Source organism: Kitasatospora sp. NPDC059803 (assembly GCF_042732255.1).
Classification (GTDB): Bacteria; Actinomycetota; Actinomycetes; order Streptomycetales; family Streptomycetaceae; genus Kitasatospora.
Map to the genome: position 1 here is coordinate 1 of NZ_JBHWIJ010000340.1, position 8,584 is coordinate 8,584.

7 protein-coding genes and 1 tRNA gene are annotated in these 8,584 nt (G+C 72.7%); 7 read left to right on the forward strand and 1 reads right to left on the reverse strand.

Going from position 1 to position 8,584, the window contains the following annotated elements:
• The 4 genes from ACFV6I_RS34450 to ACFV6I_RS34465 form a co-directional block, all read left to right on the forward strand.
• On the forward strand, window positions 1-1,417 hold a 1,417-nt coding region (locus ACFV6I_RS34450; RefSeq protein ID WP_380429714.1), incomplete at its 5' end, for a hypothetical protein.
• A 291-nt stretch (window positions 1,418-1,708) separates the two neighbouring features.
• Window positions 1,709-2,869 carry a sensor histidine kinase gene (locus tag ACFV6I_RS34455; protein WP_380429717.1) on the forward strand — a complete coding sequence of 387 codons (1,161 nt, stop codon included), beginning with the start codon at window positions 1,709-1,711 and terminating at the stop codon, window positions 2,867-2,869.
• Window positions 2,866-3,540 (forward strand): response regulator transcription factor, encoded by a 675-nt coding sequence (locus ACFV6I_RS34460; RefSeq protein ID WP_363377203.1) that lies wholly within the window; start codon window positions 2,866-2,868, stop codon window positions 3,538-3,540. The genes ACFV6I_RS34455 and ACFV6I_RS34460 overlap by 4 nt, the downstream gene beginning before the upstream one ends.
• Window positions 3,541-3,771: 231 nt before the next feature.
• Complete coding sequence (locus ACFV6I_RS34465) at window positions 3,772-4,989, forward strand: alpha/beta hydrolase (protein ID WP_380429720.1); 1,218 nt, start codon at window positions 3,772-3,774, stop codon at window positions 4,987-4,989.
• Window positions 4,990-5,275: 286 nt separating this feature from the next.
• On the opposite strand, the gene ACFV6I_RS34470 is transcribed toward ACFV6I_RS34465, so the two are convergent.
• Window positions 5,276-5,363: transfer RNA gene (locus ACFV6I_RS34470), tRNA-Leu, on the reverse strand.
• A 290-nt stretch (window positions 5,364-5,653) separates the two neighbouring features.
• Here ACFV6I_RS34470 and ACFV6I_RS34475 point away from each other — a divergent pair.
• From ACFV6I_RS34475 to ACFV6I_RS34485, 3 genes are all read left to right on the forward strand, one after another.
• A complete protein-coding gene (locus tag ACFV6I_RS34475; RefSeq protein WP_063346934.1) occupies window positions 5,654-6,985 on the forward strand; it encodes a M20/M25/M40 family metallo-hydrolase in 1,332 nt (443 codons plus the stop codon).
• Between the two features lie 305 nt (window positions 6,986-7,290).
• The gene (locus tag ACFV6I_RS34480) at window positions 7,291-7,533 is read left to right on the forward strand and encodes a chaplin (RefSeq protein ID WP_063346933.1); all 243 of its coding nucleotides are present in this window, start codon (window positions 7,291-7,293) and stop codon (window positions 7,531-7,533) included.
• A gap of 334 nt (window positions 7,534-7,867) precedes the next feature.
• Window positions 7,868-8,584: chaplin (locus ACFV6I_RS34485; RefSeq protein ID WP_380429723.1), on the forward strand; the 717-nt coding region annotated here is incomplete at its 3' end.

Genomic DNA, 8,584 nt, shown 5'->3' on the forward strand with positions numbered 1-8,584 from the left:
CCCGTGCTGGGTGCTCTTCCCGGTGTTGTTTAGCCGCGCCCTCTTCCCCCCCGCGGGGGTGGGTGGGGGGGGGGCCGGGTTCGGTCTGCCGGGGGCCACCACCGGCTTCCTGCTGCCCTCGGCCGTCGACCGGCGAGCCCTGCTCGCACCGGGGCTGCGGTCCTCGGTGGCGCTGGCCTCCGTGGTGAGCGGCGGCGCCGGCGCGGTCGCGGGCTTCCTGCTGCAGGGCCTGGCCCCGCAGTCGTGGATCGTGCTGACCCTCGCGGGCTCCTGGACGGGCGTCTCGGTGGCGCTCACCACGAGCGCGGTCGGCGTCCTGGTCGAGCGGCACGACCAGTGGATGTCCCGGTACGGCCGCAGGGTCTTCGCCGCAGGGTGGCTCCTCGCCGCGGTCGCCGCCGCCGGCGTGTGGACGGCATGGACGCAGGGGCGGACGGGCTGGCTGCAAGGCCTCCTGCTCTGGTCGGGCCCGTGGGGGTGGGCGTCCCAACCGCTCCTGTGGGCGCTCGGCCTCGTGGGTACGGCGGGCGCCGTCGGCACGGTGCTGTCCGTCGGCACCCCGGTGCTCGCCCTCGCCCTCGCCTGGCGGGAACTGCCCGCGATCCCGCAAGCCGCCCTCAGACTGCGCGCGACGGTCGCCGCCCAGATCAGCACGTCCGTCCTCATGCTCGACCTCCGCCAGGCCCGCTCCGGAGTGCCGCGGCTCAAGGAGTGGAACAGCACCCCCCGGCTCCGCCTCCCCATGCCGCGGCACCGGCTGCTGCTGGTCCCGTGGCGTGACCTCACCTGCCTGCTGCGCAACCCCCGCCGCCTGGGGTGGGCCGTCGCCTGGAGCGGAATCGCCGTCGGACTGACCGCGGCGGCCCCCTCCTTCACCTCGACCGCACAGCAGATCGTCGTCGTGCTGTCCCTGGTCGCCGAATACCTGGCGGCCGCCCAACTCACCGAGCCGGCCCGGCTGGAGAGCGACGACCCGCGGCGCTCCACCAACCTGCCCTGGACGTTCAAGTCGCTCGCCCTCCAGCACTCGGCGGTGCCCGGCGGCCTCCTCCTCGCGCTCACCGGAGCCGGCGCACTGGCGTGCGCGCTCGCCGGCCGGGACACCGCAGGACTCCTCCCGCTCCTCGCCTCCGTACCCGCACTCACCGCGGCCGCGCTGGTCAGCTCCTACCGGGGCGTCGTGCCCATGCACCTGACGATCGGCGTCAACACCCCCATGGGCAACACCGGCCCCGGCCAGGTGGCGCTCTGGTACCTGCGCGGCCCGCTGGCGGTCGGCACCCTCCTGTTCCCGCTCGCCCGCTCCGCAGCCCAGGGCCACCCGTACGCCGCGACACAACTCGCCTGGACCCTGGCCGTCACCGCAGCCGCCCTCTGGTGGGTCCGGCGCACCGCCCACCGCCTCCACACCCGATAGCCCCGGCCCCACACCAGGGGCCGGCCGCCGTTGCGGACGCATCGTCGGGCGGTCCCTCCGGAGGCGGGCGCCCGTGACGCCTCATACCTGAGAGCCAGGCCGAGAACGGCTCCGCGGCGGGAGGCCGGCCGGCGGGTCCGCTCCGTAGCGTGGTGACCGAATGCACCCCGGCCGAGGAAGGCACCGTGAGCGTCCGAATTGCTGAGAGCCCCTAGGAGGTGGTCGGTGCGCGGAGCGCTGCACACCGTGAGGAAGGATCTGTTCACCCCGGCCCCGCAGCCCATGCCGCCCATGAGCGGGCCGGGACTGCTGAGGTGGCTGCCGCACGGCGCGGTCGTCGCGGTGGCGGTCTTCGCGGCCGTCTCCGCTACCGAGGACATCCCGTTGCGGCCGCTCGGGATGCTCCACGCCGCGCTCCTGGTACCGGCGCTGCGCCGGCCGCTGCCGGCCTGGTGGCTGTCGCTGGTGATGCTGCCGGTGTTCTCGTTGTACCCGCCCTTCGCGCCGTACACGGGATGGGCGTGGGCCGTGCAGGCTGGGCTGTCGTTCCTGGTCGCGCTGCGCAACCCGCCGCGGGTGACGGGCGAGACGGTGGCGCTGAGCACCGCGCTGCTGCTGGGACTGCAGCTGGCGGGCGGGCGGATCGGGCCCTGGTACTTCACGGTGATCGTGCTGGTGTTGTTCGCCCTCGTCGTGGCCGCCGCGACCGGGGTGCGCCGGACGAGGGAGGTCCGCGCCCGGCTCGCGGAGCAGGAGCGGGCCCTCGCGCAGGAGCGGGCGCACCGCACCGTCCTGGAGGAACGCGCCCGCATCGCGCGCGAGTTGCACGACGTGGTCGCCCACCACATGTCCGTCATCTCCATCCAGGCCGAGGCCGCCCCGTACCGGGTCGCGGACCCGCCCCGGGAACTGGTCGCGGCGCTGGCCGACATCCGCGCGGGCGCCCTGGAGGGACTGACCGAGCTGCGCCGCCTCCTCGGCGTGCTGCGCTCCGAGGACCGTCCCGGCGGGCGTGCTCCCGAGGCTCCGCAGCCCACCCTGGAAAGGCTCGACGACCTGCTCGCCGGGGTGCGCGCGGCCGGGCTCGACGTGCGGGCGGTGGTCTCCGGGACGCGCCGGCCGCTGCCCGAGGGCGTGGAGCTGTCGGCCTACCGCATCGTGCAGGAGGCGCTCAGCAACACGCTGCGCCACGCCCCGGGCGCCGCGGCCCGCGTCGAGCTGACGTACACCGACGCCGCTCTGCGGCTGCGGATCCGCAACGGGCCCGGCACCGCGGCCGCCGGGCCCTCGCCGGGAGCCGGGCACGGCCTCCTGGGCATGCGCGAACGTGCCGTGATGCTCGGCGGGGAGTTCTCCGCCGGCACCACCCCCGACGGTGGCTACGAGGTCACCGCGCTGCTGCCGGTGCCCGCCGCCCCAGCCGTCCGGACAGACAGGGAACAGACCGCATGACGATCCGAGTGATGATCGCCGACGATCAGGCGATGGTTCGCGAGGCCTTCTCGGTGCTCCTCGGCGCCCAGCCCGGCATCGAGGTGATCGCGACCGCCGTGGACGGCCTGGACGCGGTGGCCAAGGCCGAGGAGCTCCGCCCCGACGTGATCGTGATGGACATCCGGATGCCCGGACTGAACGGCATCGAGGCCACCCGCCGGATCACCGGGCAGGCCGGCCTGTCGACCAGGATCCTCGTCCTGACCACCTTCGACCTCGACGAGTATGTGTACGAGGCGCTGCGGGCCGGCGCCGGCGGGTTCCTCCTCAAGGACGCCTCCGGGGTCCAACTGGCCGAGGCGGTACGCGTCGTGGCGGCCGGGGACGCGCTGCTGTCGCCCGGACTCACCAAGCGGCTCATCACGGAGTTCGCCCGGCTGGGCGGCTCGGCGAAACCGCCCGCCCAGGTGCGGATCGACGTCCTCACCAACCGCGAGACCGAGGTGCTCACGCTGGTCGCCCGGGGCCTGTCCAACGCGGAGATCGCCGCCGAACTCGTCGTCGCCGAGCAGACCGTCAAGACGCACATGGGCAGCATCCTGCAGAAGCTGCAGCTGCGGGACCGAACCCAGGCCGCAGTCCTCGCCTACGAGACGGGACTGGTCGTTCCCGGCCGCACCGATCTGTGATCCCGCGGTAGTGCGGCGGCACTGGCCCGGACGTCTCCCTCCGACCCCCTACCTGAGAGCTGCTCCGGAGAATGGCTCCGCGGTGTGAGGCCCGTGCGGGTGCCGGATTCCTAGCGTTCTTGTACGAGCCGGTCCTCGCCGCCCCCGTGTGCGGTTCCGAGGACCTCGCGGCTCCCGACAAGTTCCGCGGGCGGCGGCGACCGCCCCGCGCACCATCGCAGGAGTACAGCCATGACCACACCCCGAAGCCTCGCCGCCTCGCCCGCCCGGCCCGCCCGGCCCGGCCGGCCCGTCCGGATCCTGCGGGCCGCCTCCGCCGTCCTGGCGTCGTTCCTCGCGTTCCTGACCGTCGCCATCGTGCTCGGCGCGTACGTCCCCTCGATACCCAAGGCGGGCGTGATCGGGCCGGTCCTGGGCGGGCAGTACCCGTTCCACACGGCCCTGCTGGCCCTCGTCGCCGCCGGCCTCGCCGCGCTGGCCTGGCGGGCCGGCCTGGTGCGCTGGGGACGCGTGGTCACCGGCGTCTCGACGCTGTGCACCGTGGGCGCGCTGGTCATCGGCGGCATCCAGTTCCAGGCCGCCAGGGAGGCCGGCGTCGACATCTCGCTGGGCCAGGTGTTCACCGAACTCTCCTACCCCGCGGCGAAGCCGGACGCGACCGAGACGTTCGCGAGCCCCGAGGGCGAGCCCCTGCGGGTGGACGCGTACCTGCCCGCGAAGGCCCCGGGCAAGCGGACCCCGGCTGTCGTGCTCGCCCACGCCGGCGGCTTCCACACCTTCGACAAGAACGACCTGCGCGGCACCGGCCGCTGGCTCGCCGACCACGGCGTCGCCGTCTTCGCCGTCGACTACCGCCTGGCCGGTCCCGACCGTCCCACCTGGGACAAGGCCCCGCAAGACCTCGTCTCCGCCATGGGCTGGGTGCAGCGCAACGCCGACGTGTACGGCGTCGACGGCGCGCGGATCTCGCTCGGCGGCATGTCGGCGGGCGGCACCCTGGCGATGAACACCGCCTACCGCCTCCAGAACGGCACCATCAAGGCCGCCGAGGGCGCCACCCCTGCGCCCCCGGCCTCCGTGATCGGCTTCTACCCCGGCACCGACGTCGCGCAGATGTGGGAGGACGACGTGGCCGGGACCCGCGAGGCGGCGCAGATGTACACCGGCGGCACCCCGAAGCAGTACCCGGACCGCTACCGCGAGGTGTCCCCGCCGTCCGACGTCCGCCCCGGCCTGCCCCGCACCCTGCTCGTCGTCGGGGACCGCGACCGCAGCGCCCGCCCCGAGACCGTCACCGGCCTCGGCGACGCGCTGAGGAAGCAGGGCGTCGACGTGGAGGTGAAGGAACTGCCCTTCGCCGACCACGCGTTCGACGACGCGTACGGCAGCCTCACCTCCCAGACGAGCCGGCAGATCCTGCTCGACTTCCTCCTCGCGGACGCACGCTGACCCCGGGTCCCGGCCGGCCGTCGAGGCGGACAGGCAGCGCGCCACGGCTGCGGGAGACTCGCTAGTAGTGCGTGCTGTGGTTCCACCAGGCCTGGGTGCTGTCAGTGCCGCTTTCCCCCGCAGGGGCGGACTCCGCCACGGGGGTGGGCGTCGACACCGGGCCGGCTGGGCCTATCCGCCCTGGTCCAAGGGCAAGTCCGCCGGCCGGTGGGTCACGAGGTTGGTCACGTGACTGCTGCACCGTGACCGGAAAAGCAAAAAACCCCTGATAATCAGGGGTCTTAGCTGGTGTCCGAGGGGGGACTTGAACCCCCACGCCCGATAAAGGGCACTAGCACCTCAAGCTAGCGCGTCTGCCATTCCGCCACCCGGACCGGGTGTTGTCTTTGCGGCTTTCGTTCTCTTGTCGGCCGCGCTGACAGATGTAACTGTAGCAAAGATCGGCTTGGGGTCCCAAAACGGTTCGGGGCGGGGGTGCGGGGGTGGTGGCGGGGGCAAGGGGGAGTGTGTGGCGGGGGCGTGACCAGGGGGTTTCGGGGGCGCGCAGGGGGTGGATCCGGGTCGGGGGCTGGGGGAGGATGGGCGTACGTGCTCGTACGCCCGGGTGCAGGTCCTGGGGGTGGCGCGCTGGTGCGTCGGTGCGGGCCAAAGACGAGGAGTGACCGTGAGCGAGCGGAGCGAGTCGGCGGGGCCGAGGGCGACGGCTGAGTCGGAGGTCGCCGGGATCTGTCGCGATCTGATCCGGATCGACACCAGCAACTACGGGGACGGCTCCGGCCCGGGGGAGCGCAAGGCGGCGGAGTACGTCGCCGAGCAGCTCGCCGAGTTCGGGGTGGAGCCGCAGATCTTCGAGTCGGCCAAGGGGCGGGCCTCGACGGTGGTGCGGATCGAGGGCGAGGACCGTTCCCGCCCGGGCCTGCTGATCCACGGCCACACCGACGTGGTGCCGGCCAACGCCGCGGACTGGACGTACGACCCGTTCGGGGGCGAGATCGCGGACGGCTGCGTGTGGGGGCGCGGCGCGGTCGACATGAAGGACATGGACGCGATGACCCTCGCGGTGGTCCGCGACCGGCTGCGCACCGGCCGCAAGCCCCCGCGCGACCTGGTGCTGGCGTTCGTCGCGGACGAGGAGGCCGGCGGCACGTACGGGGCGCGGTTCCTGGTGGACAAGCACCCGGAGCTGTTCGAGGGCGTGACCGAGGGCATCGGCGAGGTCGGCGGCTTCTCCTTCACGGTCAACGACCAGGTGCGGCTGTACCTGGTGGAGACGGCCGAGAAGGGCATGCACTGGATGCGCCTGACGGTCGAGGGCCGCGCCGGGCACGGCTCGATGGAGAACGACGACAACGCGATCACCGAGCTGTGCGAGGCGGTCGCCCGGCTCGGCCGGCACAAGTTCCCGCTGCGGATCACCAAGACCGTACGGGCGTTCCTGAACGAGCTGTCGGACGCGCTCGGGGTCGAGCTCGACCCGGAGAACATGGACGAGACCCTGCGGGTGCTCGGCGGCATCGCCAAGATGATCGGCACCACGCTGCGCAACACCGCCCAGCCGACCATGCTCGGCGCCGGGTACAAGGTGAACGTGATCCCCGGCCAGGCCACCGCACACGTGGACGGGCGCTTCCTGCCCGGCTATGAGGAGGAGTTCCTGGCGGAGCTGGACAGCGTGCTGGGCCCGCGCGTGAAGCGGGAGAGCCTGCACTCGGACAAGGCGATCGAGACCACCTTCGACGGCGCGCTGGTGGAGGCGATGCAGACGGCGCTGCGGGCGGAGGACCCGATCGCCCGCGCGGTGCCGTACTGCCTGTCGGGCGGGACGGACGCCAAGTCGTTCCAGGACCTCGGGATCCGCTGCTTCGGCTTCGCGCCGCTGCAGCTGCCGCCGGAGCTGGACTTCGCCGGGATGTTCCACGGCGTGGACGAGCGGGTGCCGGTGGACGGGCTGAAGTTCGGCGTCCGGGTGCTGGACCGGTTCCTCGACGCCTGCTGAGCGTTGCCTGCCGAGCGTTGCCTGCCGAGCGGCTTGGGCTGAGCTCCTTGGGCTGAGCACCTTGGGCGGACGGCCCGTTCCCGGAGTGCCGGGGGGGGGCCGTCCGCATTGTCCGAGCTAATGATTTGGGACAGGGCGAAGGAGATCAACAGAAACGATCCTGCAAGGAAATGCGGATCGAGCGTGCGTGCGAGACGTCACCGTTGCGAGTGAATGGCAAATCTGTTCCGTACCCCGTTTGCCACACCCTCGTTCATCCCTGTGCAACCCGCCGAACGGGTTGCGTTGTCCATACAGGAGGAATGATGAAGGTCAAGAAGATCGCCGCTGTTGCCGCCGCCACCGGTGGCCTGGTGATCGCCGCCGCCGGTGTCGCGTCCGCTCACGGCGGTGCCGCCGCCGAGGGTGTGGCCGCCGGCTCCCCGGGTGTCGTCGCCGGCAACCAGGTGCAGATCCCGGTGCACGTCCCGGTCAACCTGTGCGGCAACACCGTCAGCGTGATCGGTGTGCTGAACCCGGCGTTCGGCAACCACTGCGCCAACTTCTGAGTCACGCTCCGAGCTGCTGAGGCTCGTTGAGCCGACTCATTCGACCCCCGGGTGGCGGACGCGCCGCCCGGGGGTCGCTTGCATGCGGGGTGCGAGTGCGGGGTGCGGAGAGGTGAACAAGGGGGCAATCGCTCGATCGGGTGAAGCTGGTTCGTTCGGCTCAACCTGCCCGCCGTTTTCTCGTTAACTCCTGTGCAGTCGAAGACCTTGCCGGATATCCGGATATACGGAAATTCCGACTTTCGGAAGGTATTTACGTCAAGGTCGTCACGTCGTTCTCGATACGTCAGGGGAAAAGATGAGGAATGTAGCCAAGAAGGGGATCCTCACGGTCGTGGCCACCGGCAGTGTCCTGGCCTCGACCGCCGGCTACGCCTACGCGGGTGCCGAGGCCCAGGGAGGTGCCGCCGGCTCGGCGGGCGTCGCCTCCGGGAACTCGGTGCAGGTGCCGGTCGAGGTGCCGATCAACGCCTGCGGCAACACCGTCGACGTGATCGGCGTGCTGAACCCGTCCTACGGCAACCGTTGTGCCAACGCCAGCGGCCACCCCGAGGCCGCGAAGCCGGGCGGCTCCCACGTGGGCTCCGGCTCCCACACCGGCTCCGGTTCCCACGCAGGCTCCGGGGCCAACGGCGGCACCGGCCGGGGCTCCTCCGCCTCGGGTGCGTCCGCCTCCGGCGTCGCCGCCAACTCGCCCGGCGTGGTCTCCGGCAACAGCATCCAGGCCCCCGTGCACGTCCCGGTCAACGCCTGCGGCAACTCCGTCGACGTGGTCGGCGTCGGGAACCCCGCCTTCGGCAACGACTGCGCCAACGTCGCGCAGCCCGCCCCGGCGCCGAAGCCGGCCGACGACTGCCCCGAGAAGCACAGCCCGTCCATCCCGCCGCAGGCCGGCGGCGAGGTCCCGGGCAACCCGCGCAACGGCGGCCCGTCCGCCACCCCCGAGGCCGGCGCACACTCGGCCCCCGCCGCGGCTCCGGTCGCGAGCGGCCCGGTCCCCCAGGACGCGGCCCGCCCCGCCGCCCCCGCCGGCGCCTCCCCGCCCGCCCGC

Bases quoted from the DNA above. Each gene is read 5' to 3' on its own strand.
- ACFV6I_RS34455 (WP_380429717.1), top strand. From the start codon at position 1,709: ATGAGCGGGCCGGGACTGCTGAGGTGGCTGCCGCACGGCGCGGTCGTC.
- ACFV6I_RS34460 (WP_363377203.1), top strand. From the start codon at position 2,866: ATGACGATCCGAGTGATGATCGCCGACGATCAGGCGATGGTTCGCGAG.
- ACFV6I_RS34465 (WP_380429720.1), top strand. From the start codon at position 3,772: ATGACCACACCCCGAAGCCTCGCCGCCTCGCCCGCCCGGCCCGCCCGG.
- ACFV6I_RS34480 (WP_063346933.1), top strand. From the start codon at position 7,291: ATGAAGGTCAAGAAGATCGCCGCTGTTGCCGCCGCCACCGGTGGCCTG.